Origin of the sequence: Rhizobium sp. NPDC090275, from assembly GCF_044772225.1 — a bacterium.
Lineage (GTDB): Bacteria > Pseudomonadota > Alphaproteobacteria > Rhizobiales > Rhizobiaceae > Rhizobium.
The window spans coordinates 23,310-41,044 of the sequence record NZ_JBIVYL010000003.1; the positions used below are offsets into that span (position 1 = coordinate 23,310).

16 protein-coding genes are annotated in these 17,735 nt (G+C 63.6%); 6 read left to right on the forward strand and 10 right to left on the reverse strand.

Going from position 1 to position 17,735, the window contains the following annotated elements:
- The first annotated feature begins 177 nt into the window (after positions 1-177).
- Positions 178-813: a YitT family protein gene (locus ACIQUB_RS08000; protein WP_018898332.1), complete on the forward strand. Its 636-nt coding sequence runs from the start codon at positions 178-180 to the stop codon at positions 811-813.
- A gap of 3 nt (positions 814-816) precedes the next feature.
- Here ACIQUB_RS08000 and pdeM read toward each other — a convergent pair whose 3' ends face one another.
- Together pdeM and ACIQUB_RS08010 are read right to left on the reverse strand one after the other, a co-directional pair.
- Positions 817-1,542 carry a ligase-associated DNA damage response endonuclease PdeM gene (gene pdeM / locus ACIQUB_RS08005; RefSeq protein WP_111561657.1) on the reverse strand — a complete coding sequence of 242 codons (726 nt, stop codon included), beginning with the start codon at positions 1,540-1,542 and terminating at the stop codon, positions 817-819.
- A gap of 179 nt (positions 1,543-1,721) precedes the next feature.
- Entirely contained in the window at positions 1,722-4,232 is a 2,511-nt protein-coding gene (locus ACIQUB_RS08010; RefSeq protein ID WP_402929452.1) for a ligase-associated DNA damage response DEXH box helicase, read from the reverse strand.
- A 127-nt stretch (positions 4,233-4,359) separates the two neighbouring features.
- Here ACIQUB_RS08010 and ACIQUB_RS08015 point away from each other — a divergent pair, with 127 nt between their 5' ends.
- Complete coding sequence (locus ACIQUB_RS08015; protein WP_402929157.1) at positions 4,360-5,334, forward strand: alpha/beta hydrolase; 975 nt, start codon at positions 4,360-4,362, stop codon at positions 5,332-5,334.
- On the opposite strand, the gene ACIQUB_RS08020 is transcribed toward ACIQUB_RS08015, so the two are convergent.
- On the reverse strand, positions 5,328-6,083 hold the full coding sequence (locus ACIQUB_RS08020; protein WP_113239576.1) for an ABC transporter substrate-binding protein: 756 nt from the start codon (positions 6,081-6,083) through the stop codon (positions 5,328-5,330). The genes ACIQUB_RS08015 and ACIQUB_RS08020 overlap by 7 nt on opposite strands.
- A 181-nt stretch (positions 6,084-6,264) precedes the next feature.
- Here ACIQUB_RS08020 and ACIQUB_RS08025 point away from each other — a divergent pair, with 181 nt between their 5' ends.
- Together ACIQUB_RS08025 and ACIQUB_RS08030 are read left to right on the forward strand one after the other, a co-directional pair.
- The gene (locus tag ACIQUB_RS08025) at positions 6,265-6,765 is read left to right on the forward strand and encodes an Rrf2 family transcriptional regulator (protein WP_113239575.1); all 501 of its coding nucleotides are present in this window, start codon (positions 6,265-6,267) and stop codon (positions 6,763-6,765) included.
- A 21-nt stretch (positions 6,766-6,786) separates the two neighbouring features.
- Positions 6,787-7,248 carry a carboxymuconolactone decarboxylase family protein gene (locus ACIQUB_RS08030; protein WP_018898338.1) on the forward strand — a complete coding sequence of 154 codons (462 nt, stop codon included), beginning with the start codon at positions 6,787-6,789 and terminating at the stop codon, positions 7,246-7,248.
- A gap of 60 nt (positions 7,249-7,308) precedes the next feature.
- Here ACIQUB_RS08030 and ACIQUB_RS08035 read toward each other — a convergent pair whose 3' ends face one another.
- From ACIQUB_RS08035 to ACIQUB_RS08045, 3 genes are all read right to left on the reverse strand, one after another.
- A complete protein-coding gene (locus tag ACIQUB_RS08035; RefSeq protein WP_113239574.1) occupies positions 7,309-7,893 on the reverse strand; it encodes a transglycosylase SLT domain-containing protein in 585 nt (194 codons plus the stop codon).
- A gap of 130 nt (positions 7,894-8,023) precedes the next feature.
- Positions 8,024-8,830 (reverse strand): TIGR02186 family protein, encoded by an 807-nt coding sequence (locus tag ACIQUB_RS08040; protein ID WP_113239573.1) that lies wholly within the window; start codon positions 8,828-8,830, stop codon positions 8,024-8,026.
- Entirely contained in the window at positions 8,830-9,750 is a 921-nt protein-coding gene (locus tag ACIQUB_RS08045) for a sulfite exporter TauE/SafE family protein (RefSeq protein WP_018898341.1), read from the reverse strand. Before ACIQUB_RS08045 ends, ACIQUB_RS08040 begins: the two co-directional genes overlap by 1 nt.
- Positions 9,751-10,045: 295 nt before the next feature.
- On the opposite strand from ACIQUB_RS08045, the gene ACIQUB_RS08050 reads away from it, so the two are divergent.
- Positions 10,046-10,630 carry a DUF922 domain-containing protein gene (locus tag ACIQUB_RS08050; RefSeq protein WP_113239572.1) on the forward strand — a complete coding sequence of 195 codons (585 nt, stop codon included), beginning with the start codon at positions 10,046-10,048 and terminating at the stop codon, positions 10,628-10,630.
- 18 nt (positions 10,631-10,648) lie between these two features.
- Here ACIQUB_RS08050 and ACIQUB_RS08055 read toward each other — a convergent pair whose 3' ends face one another.
- On the reverse strand, positions 10,649-11,278 hold the full coding sequence (locus tag ACIQUB_RS08055) for a TerC family protein (protein ID WP_113239571.1): 630 nt from the start codon (positions 11,276-11,278) through the stop codon (positions 10,649-10,651).
- Between the two features lie 125 nt (positions 11,279-11,403).
- Positions 11,404-11,880, reverse strand: a complete 477-nt coding sequence (locus ACIQUB_RS08060) for an Rrf2 family transcriptional regulator (RefSeq protein ID WP_113239570.1) — start codon at positions 11,878-11,880, stop codon at positions 11,404-11,406.
- 118 nt (positions 11,881-11,998) lie between these two features.
- Between ACIQUB_RS08060 and ACIQUB_RS08065 the strand changes: the two genes are divergently transcribed.
- Entirely contained in the window at positions 11,999-12,898 is a 900-nt protein-coding gene (locus ACIQUB_RS08065; RefSeq protein ID WP_113239569.1) for an NAD(P)/FAD-dependent oxidoreductase, read from the forward strand.
- A 99-nt stretch (positions 12,899-12,997) separates the two neighbouring features.
- Here the strand turns inward: ACIQUB_RS08065 and ACIQUB_RS08070 are convergent, their stop codons facing one another.
- Positions 12,998-16,807 (reverse strand): peptidoglycan-binding protein, encoded by a 3,810-nt coding sequence (locus ACIQUB_RS08070; protein WP_402929163.1) that lies wholly within the window; start codon positions 16,805-16,807, stop codon positions 12,998-13,000.
- Between the two features lie 372 nt (positions 16,808-17,179).
- Positions 17,180-17,614: an Lrp/AsnC family transcriptional regulator gene (locus ACIQUB_RS08075; RefSeq protein ID WP_018898347.1), complete on the reverse strand. Its 435-nt coding sequence runs from the start codon at positions 17,612-17,614 to the stop codon at positions 17,180-17,182.
- Between the last annotated feature and the right edge of the window lie 121 nt (positions 17,615-17,735).

The following is a 17,735-nucleotide window of genomic DNA, read 5'->3' on the forward strand; positions in this document are numbered from 1 at the left end:
GTTTGAATAGGTCAGCATTGCTTACGTATTTCGCTTGAAAACGTGGCGAATGAACCTGATAATTCCGCTCAGAAGCCGAAGAGCGCGAATGCCGCCCGGCGACCAATCATTCACATCCCCTGCCGCCTGGGCCTGCCCGGGCGTTCTTGAACTCGTCTGCCGTTGGAGATTAGCGACATGACTCAGCTCATCAATGCCCTTGGCTTCTGGAACACGAGCGCCACGCGCCACACCCCTGTCGAGGACGTGCAGGGCATCTTCTCCGGCAGCCTCGTCGCCGCCCTTGGCCTTTATGTGCTGGCGAGCGCCGGCTTGCTCACCGGCAGCACGGCGGGCATCGCCTTCCTCGTGCACTACGCCTTCGGCATCAATTTCGGCCTCGCATTCTTCCTGCTCAACCTGCCGTTCTTCTATCTCTCGTGGAAGCGCCTCGGTGTGTCCTTCACCATCAAGACCTTCATCGCCATCGGCCTGACCTCGCTGCTGACCAGCCTGCAGCCGAATGTAATGAGCATCGCGACGATCCATCCGGCCTGGGCAGCGCTTCTCGGCGGTCTTCTGCTCGGCTTCGGCCTCCTGGCGCTTTATCGCCACCGCGCGAGCCTCGGCGGCGTCGGCATTCTCGGCATCTACATGCAGGAGCGCTTCGGCATCCGCGCCGGCCTCGTGCAGATGGCCGTCGATCTCTGCGTGCTGGCCGCGGCCTTCTTCGTCACCACCCCGCCCGTCGTATTCTATTCCGTGCTCGGCGCCGTGGTGCTCAATCTCTTCTTGACGATCAACCACCGCGCCGACCGCTACGTCGCGCTCTAAGCGCTAGCCAAGCAGATTGCCGAACCGGACCGAATAGATCCGGTCGCGGCCGAGCAGGTGCGCGATCAGCGACGGCTGGTCGAACAGCCCCTTCATGGCCTTGTGGCGCAGGTCGAGCCCGCCGCTCATCACCCCGAAAGCCGGCATCAGCAGCCTTGCGCCATCGGTGGCAAAACACGGTCGGCGGATGGATTTCTCGCGCCGGCGCACGGTGGCGGAAGGATGCAGGTGTCCGGCGATCTCGCCGCTCTGCAACCCGTCCTTCGGTTCGTGCCGGAAGGTGAGGCCGCCGTAAGTCAACTCATCGGCACAGGCACCGGGGAGATCGACAGTGCCGTCAGGGTCATGATTGCCGTTGATCCAGATCCACTCGCGCCCGCGCGCCATGTCCGAAATCAACGTGCGGAATGTCTCCGGCATATGCGCCGAGCCGATCCGGTCGTGAAAATTGTCGCCGAGCGAGATCACCAGCTTCGGATCGTAGCGGGTGATGACGGCGGACAGCACCGTCAGCGTTGCCAGCGTATCGTAAGGCGGCAGCATCATGCCGCGTCGGGCAAAGGCCGCACCTTTTTCGAGATGCAGGTCGGAGACGACGAGAACGCCGGTGTCCGGCAGATAAAGCCCGCCCAGCGGATCGCACACGGCAGCGACGCCATGCACGGACGTTTCCACGCCCGGCATCGCCGCAATCCCGTTCAATTCCCGCGCCAGCGCCAGCCGGTTCATCACGTTCGTTTCTTTCCAGTATCTAGGCGGGGAGGATGGCCAGAAGGCCCTCTCTGCCCTGCCGGGCATCTCCCCCACGAGGGGGAGAAAACTTGTGGCGACGCTCTGCCATGATCATGACCTCGGCGGTACGGCGGGTAAGTCCCGCCCCCTTGTTGGGAGGGGTTGGGGAGGGGACTTTACTCCAAAGCCTCGGCAATCAGATCGTCCGCGGCTTCCGCCAGCAGAACATCCTGCGCCTCGCCATGCACATGCTCCTTGCCGATCTCCAGCATCACAGGCACGGCGAGCGGCGAGATGTGCTCCAGCGGGCGGTGGGTAATGTGCCCCTTGATTCGCTTCAGCATATCGCCAAGACGGCCGATGTCCAAAAGCCCGGTCGCCGCATCCTGTCGCGTCGCCTGCAGCAGGATGTGGTCGGGCTCGTGGGTTCGGAGCACGTCGTAGATCAGATCGGCGGACACCGTCACCTGCCGGCCGCTCTTTTCCTTGCCCGGGTGCCGGCGCTCGATCAAGCCTGCAATCACGGCGCAATTGCGGAAGGTGCGCTTCAAAAGAAAGGATTCGTCGAGCCAGCTTTCGAGATCGTCGCCCAGCATGTCCTCGTCGAAGAGGTCGGATAGGCTGAGCCTACCGTTTGATATCATCCGCCCCATGTCCTCCAGCCCCCAGATGCCGAGCGAATAATCGGTGGCGACGAATCCGAGCGGCTTGGCGCCAGCGCGCTCCAGCCGGCGGGTCAAAAGCATGCCGAGCGTCTGATGCGCCAGCCGCCCCTCGAACGGGTAGGCCACCATGTAGCAGCGGCTGCCGCGCGGGAAGGTCTCGATCAGCAGCTCGTCGCGTTTCGGCAGGATCGATTTCTCTTTCTGGATCGCCAGCCAGTCGCGCACCTGGTCCGGCAGCCGGTGCCAGCGGTCGGGATCATCGAGCATCAAGCGCACCTGGTCGGCGAGATAGGTGGAGAGCGGAAACTTGCCGCCGGCATAAGATGGTATCTTCGGATCGTTGGAATAGGCCTGGCTTGCCAGCGCCTCGTTCTCGCGGATACCCTCGAAGCGCAGCACCTTGCCGGAGAAGATGAAGGTGTCGCCAGGCGAAAGCTGCTCGAAGAAATACTCCTCCATCTTGCCGAGCGTCGCCCCGCCGCGCCCGATGCGGCCGCCTTCGCCGCGCTTCACCATCTTCAGGTTCAGCATCGGGCTCTCGACGATGGTGCCGAGGTTCAGGCGGTACTGCTGCGCCACCTGCGGATTGGAGACACGCCAGCGGCCTTCCCTGGTCTTGCGGATGCGGGCATAACGCTCATAGGTGCGCAACGCATAGCCACCAGTGGCGACGAAATCGACGATCCGCTCGAAGGTCTCCCAGCTAAGGTCGGCATAGGGCGATGCGCTGATGATCTCGTCATAGAGCTCCAGCATGTCGAATGGCTCGGCGCAGGCCATGCCGAGAACATGCTGGGCGAGCACGTCGAGCGCGCCGCGCCCGACCGGCGGCGTGTCCTGCGCGCCGATATAGTTGGCGTCGAGTGCTGCCTGGCACTCCATCACCTCGAAGCGGTTGGCGGGAACGAGGATCGCCTTGGAGGGCTCGTCCATCCGGTGGTTGGCGCGGCCGATACGCTGCGCCAGTCGCGAGGCGCCCTTCGGCGCGCCGACATGGATGACCAGATCGACATCGCCCCAGTCGATGCCGAGGTCGAGTGTCGAGGTGGCGACCACGGCGCGCAGCCGGTTCGCCGCCATCGCCGCCTCCACCTTGCGCCGCTGGCCGACGTCGAGCGAGCCGTGATGCAGCGCAATCGGCAGATTGTCGTCGTTGGCGGTCCAGAGCTCCTGAAACAGCATCTCCGCCTGGCTGCGGGTGTTGACGAAGAGCAGCGTCGTCTGGTGCTCGAGCAGTTGCTTGTAGACATCGGGGATCGCGTATTTCGCGGAGTGGCCGGACCAGGGAATGCGCTCTTCCGTGGACAGGATCGAGATATCGGGCTTGGCCCCACCTTCCACCGTGACGATCCCGGCATGCCGCTCGCCACCTTCCGGCTGCGCCACCAGCCACTTCTGCAGCTCCAGCGGCTCGGCGACAGTGGCCGAAAGGCCGATCGTCTGCAGCTTCGGCGCAAGCCGCCTGAGCCGCGCCAGCCCCAGCGACAGCATGTGGCCGCGCTTCGAGGTGACCAGCGAATGCAGTTCGTCGAAGATGATGTATCTCAAATCCTTGAAGAAGCGCTCGGCCTCGCCATTGGCAAGCAAAAGCGCCACCTGCTCCGGCGTCGTCAAGAGGATGTCGGGCGGGCTGAGCTTCTGGCGCTGTCGTTTGGAAACCGGCGTGTCGCCGGTGCGGTTCTCGACGGTAACGGGAAGCCCCATTTCCTGCACCGGCTTCATCAGATTACGCTCGATATCGACCGCCAGCGCCTTCAGCGGAGACACGTAGAGCGTGTGGATGCCGGTAAAGGCCGATCCGGGCGGTATCTTGCCGCGACGGGTGAGATCGGTGAGCGATGGCAGAAAGCCGGCGAGCGTCTTGCCGGCCCCGGTCGGCGCGATCAAGAGCGTGCTTTCGCCGGCCTCGGCGCGCGCCAGAAGCTCCAGCTGATGCCTGCGCGGCTGCCAGCCCTTCTCCGCGAACCAGCGGGTAAAGGGGGCAGGCAGGGATATCAGGCGCTCGCTATCGATCTGGTCCACCGCCTGAATGTAGTTCAAACCGCGCCGATGAGAAGGCGTCGTGTTAGCCGATCGTCGATGCGGCCGGTAATTCCGCCGCATTGCTGGTGCGCCTTGCAATCAGCAACGCAAATCGATGGAACGACAGATGTTGACGCGCCGATCTTTGCTGACCGCCCTGAGCGCCGCAACCGTGATGCCGAACATGTTGCTGCCGGGCAGGGCCCGGGCCGCCGGCAACCCGGCGGATGCGCCGAGCGAAATCCTGCCGCTGTGGCCAGACGAGCCGCCGGGTGGAGGCGGCCCATCCGGCGCGATCGTCGAAAATGCCAGAGGCGCGATCAGCAACATCGCCATGCCCGATATCGCGGTTTATGCCCCGGCAAAACCCAACGGCATTGCCGTGCTGATCGCCGGCGGTGGCGGATACCGGCGGATCTCGATGCGCAACGAGGCGAGGCCGGCGGCGCGCTGGCTGAACAGTCACGGCATCACCGCCTTCGTACTGTCCTATCGTTTGCCCGGAGAGGGTTGGGCGGCCGGCCCGCTGGCGCCGTTGCAGGACGCGCAGCGCGCGATCCTGCTGATCCGGGCCAATGCCGCGCATTTCGGTATCGATCCCGGCCATCTCGGCGTGCTGGGCTTTTCGGCCGGCGGTCACCTGCTCGGCCTTGCGGCGACCCGCTCCGCATTCGCTTCCTATCGAGAGGTCGATGCCGCGGACAAGCAATCGGCGCGACCGGATTTCGCGGCGCTCATCTATCCCGTCATCACGCTGAAGCCGCCCTACGACAACACCTGGACCCGCCGCATGCTGGTCGGCAGACATCCGAGCGCGGCCCTTAGCGCCGAATGGTCGGTCGAGGATCATGTCAGAGCCCGCTGCCCGCCCATGTTTCTGGTGCAGGCAAAGGACGATCCGATCTCCAATCCTGAAAACACCGTTATCCTGCAGCAGGCCTGCCTGAAGGCCGGCGTGCCGGTGGAGTTGCACCAGCTGGAAAATGGCGGCCACGGCTTCGGCATGGGGCGAAGCGGCAAGGCGTCGGCGGATTGGCCGGCTGACTTTGCGCCATGGCTGGCGTGCATCAACCGGCCGATCCTATTATCGGGTGATCAATAGATATCGAAGGGGAAATACTGCTTGGTGATCTTCTGGTAGGTGCCGTTAGCAACAAGCGCGTCGATCGCCTTGTTGAAGCGCTCCTTCAGTTCCGTCTCGCCCTTGCGGATGCCGATGCCGGCTTGCGTCTCTGTTCCGGGCACGTCGCCGAGCAGCTTGCAGCAATCCTTGCCGGCCTTGTTCAGCCAGTCGACGACCACGAACTTGTCGGAGACCAGCGCGTCGGTGCGGCCGTTCTGCAGGTCGGCCACCGCCTCGTCCTGCGTCGGATAGAGCTTCGCCTCGGCGCCGCCTTTGGCGTAGACGTCGCTGGTGTAGTTTGCCTGCGTCGTCGATGCCTGCGCGCCGACGACCTTGCCCTTCATGTCCTCGACCGTAACGCCCTTGATCGGGCTGTCCTTGGGCACGGCGACGGCGAGCGGCGTCGTGTAGTATTTGTTGGTGAAGTCGATCTGCTGCTTGCGCTCCTCGGTGATGCTCATCGAGGCGATGATCGCGTCGTATTTCTTGGCGAGTAGACCGGGAATGATACCGTCCCAATCCTGGGCGACGATCGTGCACTTGGCCTTCATTTCCTCGCAGAGCGCCTTGGCCATATCGACATCGAGCCCCTTCAGGCTGCCGTCCGATTCCACGTAGTTGAAGGGAGGATAGGCGCCCTCGGTGGCGATCCGGATGGTGTCTTCGGCGGAGGCCAGATGCGCCGTGGCGAGAAGTGCCGCGGCGGTCAGCAAGATCGTCTTTTTCATTGATGTTCCCTTTTGGAGTGTTTTGACACTGCAACCTTAGCTGATCCCAATCGCTTCACAAGCCTTTGCTGAATAAGCCGAAAGTCTACCGCCCCGGACGCAATCGTGGCGCCTCGGAAAGAAGATTGACAGGCAGCATAATCATGGATATATTTTATCCATGAATTGAGGAGCTGGTCACATGAAACTCGGAGACGGTGTCGAACAGGCCATTCACAGCGTGGCAATGCTTTCGGGTCTTTCCGAGGGCGGGGTACTTTCGGCGGCCGCACTCGCGGAGTTTCACGGGGTCTCGACGAGCTATCTCCTGAAGCATCTGCAGGCGTTGTCAGGCGCTGGCATCCTTCACACCGTGCCCGGCCCCAAGGGTGGCTATCGCCTCGCAAGGCCGGCGGAGAAGGTCACGCTGCTCGACATCGTGCTTGCCGTCGAAGGCCCGGCGCCTGCTTTTCGCTGCAACGAGATCCGCCAGCGCGGGCCGAACCCGGCGCCGGATCGTTTCTTCGCCAAGCCGTGCAACATCTCGGCGGCGATGCTGAAGGCCGAGCGCGTCTATCGCGCCGAGCTTGCCAAGACCACCATTGCCGATCTCGGCGCCGAACTGGCGGAGATCGACGACGGGACGATCGCAGCCAGAAGCTGCGCGTTCCTGGAACTGCATGAACGTCGAACGGCTCGCTGAGCCATCAAAGGAGAAAGTGCCATGCAACCGCGTTTCAATTTCGCCAAGGCCGCACCAGATGCCTACAAGGCTGTGCTCGCGCTTGAGGACTACGTCCAGAAGTCCGGCCTCGAACGCCGCTTCATCCACTTGATCAAGCTGCGCGCATCGCAGATCAACGGCTGCGCCTATTGCGTCGACATGCACGTAAAGGAAGCCCGCCACGACGGCCTGAGCGAGCAGTGGATCAACCTCATGTGCGTCTGGCATGAATCGCCCGTCTATGACGAACGCGAACGCGCACTGCTCGGCTGGGTCGATGCCGTCACCAAGGTTGCCCAGACGGGCGCACCCGATGCCGATTATGAAGCGCTCAAGGCGCATTTCAGCGAAGCCGAAATGATGAACATCACGGTTGCGATCGGTGCCATCAATGTCTGGAACCGCCTGGCCGTCGGCTTCCGCGCCCAGCACCCGATCGACAAGCCGGCCAAGGCCGCCTGATCTCATCACGAACACTTAGACCGGGCTGGCGGCGATACCGCCGGCCCGTTTTCGTTCAAATCAGCTGCAGCCGCCCTGCAACTGCTGCTGATAGGTCGCAGCCATGCCCGCGAAACGCTGCGCGGTCTTTTGCAGCTGCGCATTCGAGCGCCAGTCGCCGCGCATATATCCCTTCGGACCGGAATAATAGGCGAGGTAGAGGCTGTAGGCGTCGTTGAGCTGGATGCCCGTCGTCTGGCTGTTCTGCCAGTGATACCAGCCGATAAAGTCGATCGCGTCGGAAAAGTTGGTGCGGCTCGCGCTCCAGTTTCCGGTAGCCGATTGGTAGTGATCCCAGGTGCCGTTAAGCGCCTGCGAATAGCCGTAGGCAGTCGACTGCCGCTTCCACGGTATGAAGCCGAACAGCTTGGTGCGGGGCGGCCGCGCATTCGGCTGGAAGCCCGATTCCGTATACATCGTCGCCATCAGGATCGGCACCGGCACGCCGTATTTCTTCTCGGCCTTCTCCGCCGAGCGCTGCCAGCTGGTGAAGATCCCGTCGCGCTGGTCGAACACCGCGCAGATGTTCCGGGTCTGTTTGGGAGCAGTCGCGCAGCCAGCAAGAACAGCCAGCACCACGACGGCAAGGAGAGTACGGATACGCATGACTAAACCTCTCGACGTCGGAGAGATTACTAACTGGTAAACGTTAATGGTCGGTTTTTAGACAATGACGATGCCGTGATCATCTCGTGGCGAGACCGGGGCAGGCCCATCCAGCCGAAACGGCGATCGATCACTCCTTGCGGAACACCACGCTGGCGCCCCAGCCGGTCACGACGGCCAGGAACACGGCAAACAGGCCGTAGATGATCGGCTGCTCGTGTGCCGCATCGGTGATCGTCTGCTCGATGCCGGTCTTGATCACCCGCAAGGGGGCGGATTTCTCGGTGACGAACTTGCCACTCTTGAACAGATAGGCGCGAACCGTGTGCACGCCGTTCGGGATGTTGGCCGGCAGCCGCAGGCTGGCCTTGAACAGGTTGGAGCTGACGAAGCGCACGCCGCTCGGATCGCGGACATAAAGGCCGCTGCGCTCCTGCAGCCGGCGATAGGCGTCGCGGAACTCGCCGACATTGCTGGCATTGCCCAGAAAGCCCATCGGCGTCAGCGGAATATGATCGATGCCGATGCCGCGATCGGTGAGATCGAGCGGCGTCGTCACGTCGTCGAGCATGCGCGAACTCGACATCGAATAGGAATGCGGCACAGTCTCGAAGGTCATCGAATGCGTGTTGACCCAGATCCCGAACACCCGCTCCTTCTTGCGCACCGTGGCATTGTCACGCGGGCCTTCCAGCACCACGACCACGTCATATTGGCCGATCGCGAGCAGCAGGCTGTCGGTGTTGGTCACGGCCCCGAAGATCGTCAGATCCGCGCCGTGAAAGTCGGAGGTGATGGCGATCTCGCTGGTCGAAGTGCCGATCTCCAGTCCCTCGGCAACCGGCTGCGGCGCCTGGCCGGGCAGCAGCGTCTGCGCGCCGGCCGTCGTCGGCAGCAGCATGAGGGAGACGAGCAGGGTCCTGAGCAGGTGACGCATCAGTTGGCACCCATCACGACCGAATAGATATCGCTCGGCGTGACGACGAGCGCCACGGCAAGGCGAAGACCGACGGCGAGAACGAGCAGGCCAAGCAGCGCACGCAGCTGTTCGCCGCGCAGCTTCTGCCCGACGCGAACGCCATATTGCGCGCCGATCACGCCCGCGATCATCAGGATGAAGGCCAGCACGATATCGACCGAGAAGTTGGTCGCGGCCTGCACGACCGTCGTATAGGCGGTGACGAAGATGATCTGGAACAGCGACGTCCCCACGACGACGTTGGTCGGAATGCGCAGCAGATAGATCATCGCCGGCACCATGATGAAGCCGCCGCCGACGCCCATGACCGAGGTCAGGATGCCGATGCCGAAGCCGAGTGCCACGATCGGGATGACGCTAAGGAAGATCTTCGATTTCTTGAACCGCATCTTCAGCGGCAGGCGGTGAACCCAGTGATGATGTCCCGGCCGGCGTGGCGCTGCCGGAATGTTCTTCGATGCGCGCCGCATCGCGTTGACGCTTTCAAGCAGCATCAGCCCGCCGACCGTGCCGAGAAAGAGCACGTACATCAAGGAGATGATCAGATCGAGCTGACCGAGCCGGCGCAGCAGCGAAAACACCCAGATGCCGACGGTGGCACCCGCGAGACCACCCGCCAAAAGCACCGAACCGAGCTTCACATCCAGCGTCCCGCGCCTGAAGTGGGTCAGCGCGCCCGAGATCGACGAGGCCACCACCTGGTTTGCGCCGGTGGCGACGGCGACGACGGGCGGGATGTTGTAGAAGATGAGAAGCGGCGTGATGAGAAAGCCGCCGCCAACGCCGAACATGCCGGACAGGAAGCCGACGGCCGCACCCATGCCGAGGATGATGAAAATGTTCACCGACAATTCTGCGATGGGCAGATAGATTGTCACAGCCGACCCCGATTTGCGGACGACCCGACGGGCCGTTGCGTTCCCCACGTTTTATGCGAATGAGACACCGTAGCTTGAAATCGTTGCGATAGGCTTTCGATCAGCGACACCGCGTCTCCTCAATACGCGAAGAATTCTGATTAATCAGGCTTTTTTCAGGTTTTGTGACAATCACGGCACACTTGTGCGCGGAAGCGGCCGATCCCCCAGCAGTGCGATTGAACGCCAGGTGGCGGCTCCCTAGATTGGCCGCGCGGAACAAAGCACGGGGAACGATGTGGGATCAGCCATTCGAATGTTGACGCTGGGTGCGCTGATCGCATCGGTGCCGGTTGCGGCGCTCGCGCAGTGGAAGCCGACCGAGGAGGTGCGCAACTACGCCATATCAGGCACGACCGGGGCTGAACTTTATGGCTCTATCGGCGAGCGCGGCCCCGAGGTCGGCGGCCAGTCCAGGGTGATCGCCCACACCACGTTCAAGCTGACATGGACGCGCAAATACGAGCGGCAGCCGGATAGTGCCTGCAAGCTGACGGTCGCCAAGCCGAAGCTGACGATCATCTACACGCTGCCCAAACCGTCCGCCAAGCTCTCGCCATCGGTGCAAGCCAGCTGGAACAGCTTCATCGAGGCGATCCGCAAGCATGAGCGCGTGCATGGCGACACGATCATCGACATGGTGCATGAGATCGAGACACTGAGCCTTGGCTTTTCCGCGCCGGATGATCCCGACTGCCGCAAGATCCGCGCCAATCTCACAGAAAGGCTCGGTGAGATATCCGGCAGGCAGCGCCAGCGCGGCCGCGATTTCGACCGGGTGGAGATGAGCGACGGCGGCAATGTGCAGGCGCTCATCCTGAAGCTGGTCAACGGCCCCTGACGGGCCGTCCGTTCGAGGTCAGCCGCCAGTTGCAGCCGCGACATGCGGCCAGACTTCCAGGCCGCCGCGATAGATCATGTGCAGGGCGACATAGACGATGATCGCCAGGCCGATATAGGCGATCCAGTGATAGCGGTTGAGCAGGCGCGCGATGAAGTTCGCGGCGATACCCATCATCGCGATCGAAAGGATCAGGCCGATGACAAGCACGGTCGGATGCTCGCGGGCGGCACCCGCCACGGCAAGCACGTTGTCGAGCGACATCGAGACGTCGGCGATGACGATCTGCGTCGCCGCCTGGAAGAAGGTCTTGCGCGGCGCCTGCGCGCCCTCGGCATGCTCGCCTTCGCCGTCCTGGGCATTGTTGGCGCGGATTTCCCGCCACATCTTCCAGCAGACCCAGAGCAGCAGGATGCCACCTGCCAGCAGCAGGCCAATGATCTCGAGCAATTGCACGGTGACGCTGGCAAGCGCGATGCGCAGCACGGTGGCGGCCAGAATACCAACCAGAATGGCCTTCTTGCGCTGATCGGGCGCAAGGCCTGCTGCCGCGAGCCCGATAACGACGGCATTGTCGCCGGCCAGAACCAGGTCGATGACAATGACCTGCAGAAGCGCCAGCAAGCCGGCGGATGTGAATATTTCCATGATGCAATTATCCCTGCGCTGCGCTAAGCCTCTCCCCGGCGTCGCCAAGGCTTAAAGGATCGGTCGGCAATGGATCAAGTGCTGTCGGCCAGCTTCGGCAAAAGATCCGCGCCTTTCGCGTAAATTCAGCTGGATGCCGATTGTTCCGCGTGAATGTTACCGTGGATGTTGCACTGTCCTTCGGGCATGCGCCGGTCGAAATCGGCGGCGATGTCGGCGATGGTGACAGTGCGGAAGCGTTCCAGCAGAAGCGCCTCTGCCTCCTTCAGCGCATCGCCGAGCTTGGCATCGACGGCCTGTTCCACCAGGCACTCCGGCTGATCGACCGAAGGGCCGATGGCAAACAGCGGCGGCTTGCCGATCGCCTCGTAGATGTCGAGGAGCGTGATCTGGTCGAGACCGCGCGCCAATTCCCAGCCGCCGCCATGCCCTTGTTCGGAGCGGACGTAGCCAAAGTCGCGCAACCCCGCCATGGTGCGCCTGACGACCACGGCATTGGTGCCGAGCATTTTCGAAATGGTTTCCGATGTCGCGCGCTTGTAGTGCCGGTCCATATGGATCAGCACGTGCAGCATGCGCGAAAGGCGGCTGTCGCGTCTCATTCGCTTACTCCTGTTGCGATCAATCTAGCGCCAGTGCCGATCTGTAACAAGATAGGTTACGTGTCTTGACGGCAAGCTTTCATGTAACATATGAAGATGCGAAAGATAGGAGAACGTCATGACCTACGATGTGATCGTTGTCGGCGGCAGCTTCGCCGGCCAGTCCGCTGCCATGCAGCTTGCCCGCGCGCGTCGAAAGGTGCTGGTGATCGATGGGCGCAAGCCGCGCAACCGTTTCGCGGAAGCCTCTCACGGCTTCCTCGGCCAGGACGGCAAGGCGCCGGCGGCGATCATCGCCGAGGCATCCCGCCAGCTCGGCCTCTACAAGACGGTGACGCAGCTGGAGGGCGAAGCAACCGAGATCGGCAGGGAAGGCGATATCTTCGCCCTCACGCTTGCCGACGGCACCACGCAGCGCGCCACCCGCATCGTGCTCGCCACCGGTGTCCGCGACGAACTGCCTGACATCGAGGGGCTGCAGCAGCGTTGGGGCAAGACGGTGATCCATTGCCCCTATTGCCACGGCTACGAAGTCGCCGACCGGCCGCTCGGCGTACTCGCCGGCAATCCGATGTCGGTGCATCAGGCGCAGATGATCCCGGATTGGGGGCCGACCACCTATTTTACGCAAGGCCAATGGGAGCCCGATCCCGAGCAGGCGGCCTTGCTCGATGCGCGCGGCGTCGTGATTGTTCGCAGCCCGGTCGTCGAATTGCTGGGAGAGGGGACCGACCTGGAAGCCGTCCGCCTCAAGGACGGCCGTGTTCTACCACTCGGTGGCCTGTTCGTCGCGCCGAAGACGCATCTGACGAGCCCACTTGCCGAACAGCTCGGCTGCGCGCTGGAGACCGGCCCCACCGGCCCCTTTATCCGCGTCGACGGCTTTCAGCAGACCACGGTGAAGGGCGTCTACGCCGCAGGCGATGCTGCTGTTGCGATGGCCAATGCGACCATGGCATCCGCAGCGGGCGTCATGGCCGGCGTTGCCGCCCACCGCTCGCTGATCATGCCGGACTGAGCACGCTTCAGACGAGGGCGCTGGCAAGCACCGCCTTCATCAAACAAAAATCCCCGCAAACACCGGTTTGCGGGGATTTTTGTTTGAGCCATTGCTTGATCAAGCCTTGGTCGACGGCGCCTTGTTGCGTTCCAGCAGCGCCTTGACCGTCGCGTCGTTGATCTTGCCGCTCGGCTCCTGGCCGATCGACTTCTGGAAGCTCTTGATCGCGGCAACCGTCTTGGTGCCCAGTTCGCCATCCGGCTGGCCGGCGTCGAAGCCGTTATTGTTCAGGATCGCCTGGATGTTGCGGATCGCCCGCTTCATGTCGACGCTCGAGGTCTTGGTGGCGGTGCCGGCCCATTCATCCGGAACCTCGATGCCGTTCGACTTGTTGTCGAGCGGCTCGGCCTTCCAGAGGTCCGCCTTGGCGCGGGCCTTCTCCAGCTGATCCGGCTTCATGGCATTGGCGACTTCGTCACGCTTCTGCGAAGCGTCCTTGTCGCCGCCCTTGGCCGCGATCGCGAACCACTTGTAGGATTCCGTCAGATCCTGCGGCACGCCGTTGCCACGGGCGCACAGGATCGCCAGGTTGAACTGGCTGTCGGTGATGCCGAGGTTGGCGGCCTTGGTGAACCAGTTGGCGGCGGCCGAATAATCCTGCTGTCCAAGCGCGCCGGAGGCGTAAAGCACGGCGAGATTGTGCATCGCGTTCGCGTTGCCCTGGTTGGCGGCCTCTTCGTAGAACTGCTTGGCCTTGTTCGCGTCGCGGGCAACGCCGGTGCCCTTCTCATACATGCTGCCGAGGCGGTACTGCGCCGGCGCAAAGCCCTTGTCGGCCGCCATCTGGTACCAGTTCAGCGCCTGGTTCGGGTCGGCTGTCACGCCGGCACGGCCATCGCTGTAGCGCGCGCCGATTTCAAACAGCGCCAGCGCATCGCCGGATTTCGCGGCATCCGCAAGCGACTTCGGCTGGATCGTGTCGGGAACGGCGATCTCGGGTGCCGCTGCGGCTGGTGCGGTTTCGGCCGCCGATGGTGCCGCGTTGTTGGCGGTGAAGGCGGACGTATCCTGCGGTGCGCCCGAAGGTGCAAGCGCGCCATTGCCGCCAAGCGGCGCGGCTTCGGTCAGCCGCTCAGGCGCTGCCGGCTCCGTTGACGCTGGTGCGACATTGGCCGTCACGGGCGGTGCCGGCGTCGAGACAGCGGGTGCCTCAGGCGCTGCCGCGACGGGTGCGGACGTTTCGGGCGCGGTTTCGCTATCGGCGGGCAGCGTTGCGTTCTGCCCGTCGGTGATCGTTGCCACTTCGGCGGTCGGCGCGGGCGCGCCCGAGGTCAGCGTACGGGCGAGCGGGAAGGCCATGATCGCCAGAAGCACGGCGCCGACGGCAAGAAGGATCGGACGGCGGAAGCGCGAGAATGCGCTGCCCTTGCCTGAGTCCTTGGCCGGGTCCTTGATCTTCGCCTTCTTCTCGCCCTTCACCGATCCAGCCTTGCCGCTGGGATCGACTTCAAGCGCTGCTGCCTGGGCGGCGCGGCGGGCAGCCGCGATGTAGTCGGCGCGATCCGTATCGCTTGCCGGCTTCGGGTTGGTGCGGGCCGCGTTCTGGCTGGCGCGCACGCGCTCCAGGATCTTCTTGACGTCAGGCGCACCGGAGCCCGGCTCCAGCGGCTCGTTGGCGGCTTCCGGCGGCATGACGTCAACAGGATCGATCGACGGCGACGGGTCGATGACGGCGCGTTCGCCGGTCTTGGCCTTCTTCGACGGCAGCAGGCGCTTGCCGAGGCTGACGAGCAGGCTTCCCTTTGCCGCGGCCGCGGTAGGCTTGCTGGCGGCCTCGATGGCAATGGCGCTGGTGTCGGATGCGGCGATCGCCGGTGCGGCCGGCTCAGGCGCGGGCTCGGCCTTGCGTACCGCTTCCGGGACACGTGTGCCGAACACGGCGGGCTTCTCGGCTTCCTCGGCGCCAGCCTCAGCCATCGCGTAAGGATCGACGTTGAAATCGACGTCGGCGGCCGGCATCCGTGCCGGCGGCCGGGCCGTGCGGCTTTCCATGTCGTCGAGCCGGTCGGCGATATGCACCAGCGTCTCGTGCAGCGCCTGGAAGGTCTTGTGCGTGCGTTCCTCGCCGCTGCGGCTCAGATCCTCGAGATGGCGGAGATCGGCAGCAAGCGCATTGAGTGCGGACATGTCGACGCCGGCGCCACCACCCTGCAGGGCGCCGTTGCGCGAATAGGCCTCGACAACCGCCTCGGCGGCCTGGCGGGCCGCTTCGACGATATATTCGTCGCTGGTCGCCATGTAATCTTCGATCGCGCCCATGCGGCGGTCGAAATCGATGGCGATCTCGGTGCTCGGACGCGGCTCGCTCATCAGCGCGGAAAGATTGGCGATCTGGTCTTCCAGATTGCGCAGCGCATTCGCGTCGGTCGCCGGTGCCGCCGAGCTCTCGTCGAGACGGGCGGCGATATCGCTCAGCCGGTCCTCGATGCGCAGGAAGGCTGCGTCGTCGACGGGGGTCTGGATTGCCTGCTGCGGCTGGAATTCCATCTCGTCGATGCGGCGGGCGAGATAATCGAGGCGCTGCGCCAGGGCGTCGTTGACGGCGCCGTTCTCAAGCGCGTCGATCTTGCGCGAGATATCGGCGAGCGCGCCGGTCAGTTCGGGCTGCGGTGCGGCCCGCTGGCTCTTTTCGAGCAGGAAGGCCAGATGTTCGAGCCGCTCGTCGAGGCGCGACGTGGCCTCGGCATTGGCGACTTCCTCGACGCGAGCCGTCAGCGCTTCGAGCCGTTCGGCAAGCCCATCGGCCGGGTTGGCGCGGCTTGCAACGCTCTGGCCCATCAACTCGATCTGGTCGGCAAGGCCGCTCAGCCGTCCCTCGAGGCGGTGCATGGCAGCCGGATCGCTGGATGTCGCGGCGCGGCCGGTCGCGGCGATCGCGCGGCTGATCTCATCGAGACGGCTGTCCATCGACGCGAACTGCTCGGACATCGCCCGGTCATGCGGCTGGATCATGCTGCCGAACTGCTCCATCGCCGTTGCGATGGAAATGAGCTTGTCTTCGAGCGCCTTGACGGCCGGGCTTTCGCCCATGCCGCCGATATGGCGCTTGATGTCGTCGAGGCGGTAGGCAAGCGCCACCAGCTCTTCCTGCAGGCCGGATGTGTCGAGCGCGTGCAGCTGGTTTTCGAAGCCGTCCCAGCGCTGGTCCATGTGGCGCAGCGAATCCTCGCGCGCCAACCCGTCCATCAGTGAGCGCAGATCTTCGAATTCGCCGCGCAGGCCATGGGCCTCCGAGGTCTCGGAACGGGCGGCCAGATGGTTGATGCTGTCGGCAAGCCGGCTCATGTCGGCATGAATGTCTTCGGCGAAGGGACGATCGGCGGCGGTTGCCTTGATCTCGCGCAGTTCGCCGCGCAGCGCGTCCATTTCGCGGGCAACGCCCTCGGAGATATCGCGCTTGAGGTCCTGGCGCAGGCTGACGAGCGCCTGGGCGATTTCCGTCATCGTGTCTTCTGCCCCACGCGGATTGGCGACGGGTGCCTGTGGCTGCTGAACGGCCGCGCGCGGCTGCGGCGCTGGCGTGTGTGCGGGAGCCGGCTGCGCCGCGTAGGCCGTCGCCTGCTCGCGGGGTGCGTAAGGGGTGGTCTCGCGGGCGGCGCGCTCGCGGCTGGCGTCGAGCATGCGCTGGCGCTGGCGAATCTCGGCGAGCGGATCGGGACGCGGCTCGTCGGCGGCGTAGGGCGCGCGCGGCGTGTAAGTGGCGGGGGCGGGTTCGCGCTCGGGCGCCGGCTGGCGATTGCGCTGCTCGCGCACTCCGCTGCCGATCAGGCCTTCGATCCGTGCTTCCAATCCCTCGATCGTGCGGTTCAGCGCGTCAAGCGACGCCCTGTCGGAAGGCCGGGGAGAATGTGATCGCGATCCGTTCATCTTCTTGCTCGCTTATCTGTTCGCACCCTCGTCAGGGCCGATCATTGGCTTGTCCGTCAGAGCCGCAACGAATGCGGATCAGAGAGCATCGTCCATGAGAGGATAGTCAATTAGGCTTTCCTCAAGCTGTACGTGTGGCGCGCATCCCATAAAACGCGAGACTTGAAAGAAGGAATGCAGGACACCAATGCTCAAACGTCACCTTTCACGGAACGTGGTAAACAACCCGTTAACCGGTGTGGCGATTTTTTAACTTTTGTGGCTGTCGAGACGGATTTCGTGCCGAAATCGGTCTTCTAATGTACAAGTGGGCGCAGGCGGATAGCGCCGCTGCCGCGAGGTCTATGTAGGCCGGCAGGAAGACGCGAAACGTCAGATCCGGCGCGCCTTGATTGTGTTCATCACGAAGCTCGTCTCGATCGTGTCGACGCATTTCAGCCGCGCGATCTTCTCCTTGATGAAGCGCTCGTAATCGTCGAGCCCGGAGCTCATCACCTTCAGCACGTAATCGCGCGATCCAGTGACGAGATGACATTCCAGCACCTCGTCCCACTCCCGCACGGCATTCTCGAACATCTGGATCTCGTCCTCGTGCTGCCGGCTGAGGCGGATCGAGGCGAGCGCCGTCATCGTCCAGCCGTTGACGGCGGGATCGATCAGCGCGGTGTATCCCTGGATGATCTCGGCCTCTTCCAGCCGCCGCAGGCGACGCAGACAGGCGGAAGCGGAGAGGCCGACGCGTTCTGCGAGTTCGTTGTTGGCAAGCCGCGCGTCGCCGGCCAACTCTTTGAGAATCCGCCGATCCATCTCATCCGCAACTTTCTGCACGAAATCTTCTCCGCTCTCGCATGATGTTGCTTCCAACATCGCAGCCGCGCTCCAAATAGCAATAACACCAAGCGCATTTCGATATAATTTGCCGTCATCA

Excerpts from the sequence above, each read along its gene's own strand:
- ACIQUB_RS08000 (WP_018898332.1), top strand. The coding sequence starts at position 178 with ATGACTCAGCTCATCAATGCCCTTGGCTTCTGGAACACGAGCGCCACG.
- pdeM (WP_111561657.1), bottom strand. The coding sequence starts at position 1,542 with ATGAACCGGCTGGCGCTGGCGCGGGAATTGAACGGGATTGCGGCGATG.
- ACIQUB_RS08015 (WP_402929157.1), top strand. The coding sequence starts at position 4,360 with ATGTTGACGCGCCGATCTTTGCTGACCGCCCTGAGCGCCGCAACCGTG.
- ACIQUB_RS08020 (WP_113239576.1), bottom strand. The coding sequence starts at position 6,083 with ATGAAAAAGACGATCTTGCTGACCGCCGCGGCACTTCTCGCCACGGCG.
- ACIQUB_RS08025 (WP_113239575.1), top strand. The coding sequence starts at position 6,265 with ATGAAACTCGGAGACGGTGTCGAACAGGCCATTCACAGCGTGGCAATG.
- ACIQUB_RS08030 (WP_018898338.1), top strand. The coding sequence starts at position 6,787 with ATGCAACCGCGTTTCAATTTCGCCAAGGCCGCACCAGATGCCTACAAG.
- ACIQUB_RS08035 (WP_113239574.1), bottom strand. The coding sequence starts at position 7,893 with ATGCGTATCCGTACTCTCCTTGCCGTCGTGGTGCTGGCTGTTCTTGCT.
- ACIQUB_RS08040 (WP_113239573.1), bottom strand. The coding sequence starts at position 8,830 with ATGCGTCACCTGCTCAGGACCCTGCTCGTCTCCCTCATGCTGCTGCCG.
- ACIQUB_RS08050 (WP_113239572.1), top strand. The coding sequence starts at position 10,046 with ATGTTGACGCTGGGTGCGCTGATCGCATCGGTGCCGGTTGCGGCGCTC.
- ACIQUB_RS08055 (WP_113239571.1), bottom strand. The coding sequence starts at position 11,278 with ATGGAAATATTCACATCCGCCGGCTTGCTGGCGCTTCTGCAGGTCATT.
- ACIQUB_RS08060 (WP_113239570.1), bottom strand. The coding sequence starts at position 11,880 with ATGAGACGCGACAGCCGCCTTTCGCGCATGCTGCACGTGCTGATCCAT.
- ACIQUB_RS08065 (WP_113239569.1), top strand. The coding sequence starts at position 11,999 with ATGACCTACGATGTGATCGTTGTCGGCGGCAGCTTCGCCGGCCAGTCC.
- ACIQUB_RS08070 (WP_402929163.1), bottom strand. The coding sequence starts at position 16,807 with ATGAACGGATCGCGATCACATTCTCCCCGGCCTTCCGACAGGGCGTCG.
- ACIQUB_RS08075 (WP_018898347.1), bottom strand. The coding sequence starts at position 17,614 with ATGGATCGGCGGATTCTCAAAGAGTTGGCCGGCGACGCGCGGCTTGCC.